Origin of the sequence: Leptolyngbya cf. ectocarpi LEGE 11479 (assembly GCF_015207065.1) — a bacterium.
Taxonomy (GTDB): domain Bacteria; phylum Cyanobacteriota; class Cyanobacteriia; order Phormidesmidales; family Phormidesmidaceae; genus Leptothoe; species Leptothoe ectocarpi.
This window is the reverse complement of the sequence record NZ_JADEXP010000601.1, coordinates 1-1,781: the sequence shown is the minus strand read 5'-3', so window position 1 is coordinate 1,781 and position 1,781 is coordinate 1. Positions and strand designations below refer to the sequence as shown.

Sequence of the window (1,781 nt, the reverse complement as noted above, 5' to 3'; positions counted from 1 at the left end):
TAGCTGACCCGGTGATGATTGTCGGTACATTTCCCTGGTTAGGTGCAAGGGTTTTGAGCATTTTAGCTGATTTCCTTTGCACCTAATCAGGGCGTAATAGCCGGTAACCCTTATCAGGCTTACGTAGCTATCTTTTCAGCAAGCCCTAAATATATCGATCCTATCCTTTGAAGTTTCAGAGAAATAGTTGATAGAGTCCTAGCAACAGTATTAGTAAGCTAAGGCATATTGTAGTGATTTTCAAAAAAGACCTGTAATTTTTCTAATTTATTGACAAGCGCATCAAGATGTCTAGTGTTTGAATTTGACTCAAACTTCTCTCCTTCTACGTAAAACAAATACTCAATAAAGTCTTTTGGTTCACAGCTTCCGCTACCATGCCATCTATGAAAACCACGATGAATATCTGCATGCATAACTAACAAATTGTCCAAAACATCTGCCAAATCAGGGCGTGTTTCGCGATCAAATAGATGATGAGCATGGAGATCAAACGGTTTAGAAGCAGTGCGTTTTTGGCAAGAAACCTGGCATGTGTCACCAGCAATCTTTTTAACTGTTCCTATTGCCTTTTTTATCCGAGCTTCGGATGATTCCAAATATTTTCTTTGGTCCCGAATAGCGTCTTTAACTTCTTCATAGACTGTATCTGTCCATGCTTTTCGGGATGCTCGGGATCTCTTTCCGTGATTTTGAGACATGTCTCGAGCCACTTTAACAATTCCACGCTGACTCCAGTATTGTGTGTCTTCTATAGACTTTAGATCTTCGTTAGGTTCTAGCGGCTCTTGCCCTTCCAGACTGTCATTACCCTGTATTCGCCTCATTGACGAATTCAAACCTTTGCCATTTGTTCGCAAGATGCGAATTATCTTAGGTCTTTCTAGAAAAACTAACTCGGATGTCAGATATGCATCATCTAGACTCGAAAACTCAATAGAAACTTGTCTACGAACCAGATGACGACGCATTCTTTTACGTCGATGAGTAAATGCCTCAATGACTTCGTCTACTAAGCTAGCCCAAAAACCTTTTGTTTCAACCTGCTGCAGGTACTTGGCAATTGCTACAGCACCTGCTTCGTAGAATTGCCGTTTTTTTACATCTTTTCGGACCCACTCAAAATGTTCACCCTCGATCAGATCCCATTCATCGTCATCTTTGCTGTCAAAAAAATCACATTTCTTGTAAAGCTCCTCAATTTCAATTCTTAAAATTCGTGCTGTTTCTTCATCAGATAAAAGTATATATTTTCGTTTTGCTGCTGCCATCTTTAATTCTTGTCTGAAATATTTAACGCATTAGAAGTAGTGAGTCACGCATCTTTTGAAGTTCTTCAAAAACCCTTCGGTCTCCACCAGCATCCGGATGATGTTTTTTTGCTAACTGTCGAAAAGCCCCGTTTATGTCATCGGCTGTAGCGGTTTTTGCATCAAGCTGGAATACATGCCAAGGACGAAAATTCTTGAGAACATCAATTCCATTGATCGTAGATGGTCCAATTTCATTCCGCTCGTTTTCAGGGACTCGTACCCATTCACGATAGAGAATCCGCCAAGGCTCTTTACTACGAAAGTTAAAATCACGTCCAGCAATGGCTAGCTTAAACGCCTTATTTTTCTTGAGAGCTTGATAATTTGAACAATCAAATGCTTGACAAACTGCTTTCTTCAGTTCGGTCATGCTCGGTTCAACTTCCTTGAACTTCCCACCATGTATGAATTCCGCAAAGTCCAATAAAATTTGCTCCTCATACTCGTACTGCTTTGCGAGATTACGAA

At 40.4% G+C, this 1,781-nt stretch carries 2 protein-coding genes; both read right to left on the bottom strand.

Annotated features, from left to right (window positions below; genetic code table 11):
* Positions 1-218: 218 nt before the first annotated feature.
* Positions 219-1,271, bottom strand: coding sequence for a hypothetical protein (locus IQ260_RS30340; protein WP_193996762.1), 1,053 nt, complete (start codon positions 1,269-1,271; stop codon positions 219-221).
* 22 nt (positions 1,272-1,293) lie between these two features.
* The coding region (locus IQ260_RS30335) for a J domain-containing protein (protein WP_228016570.1) at positions 1,294-1,781 on the bottom strand (488 nt) is incomplete at its 5' end.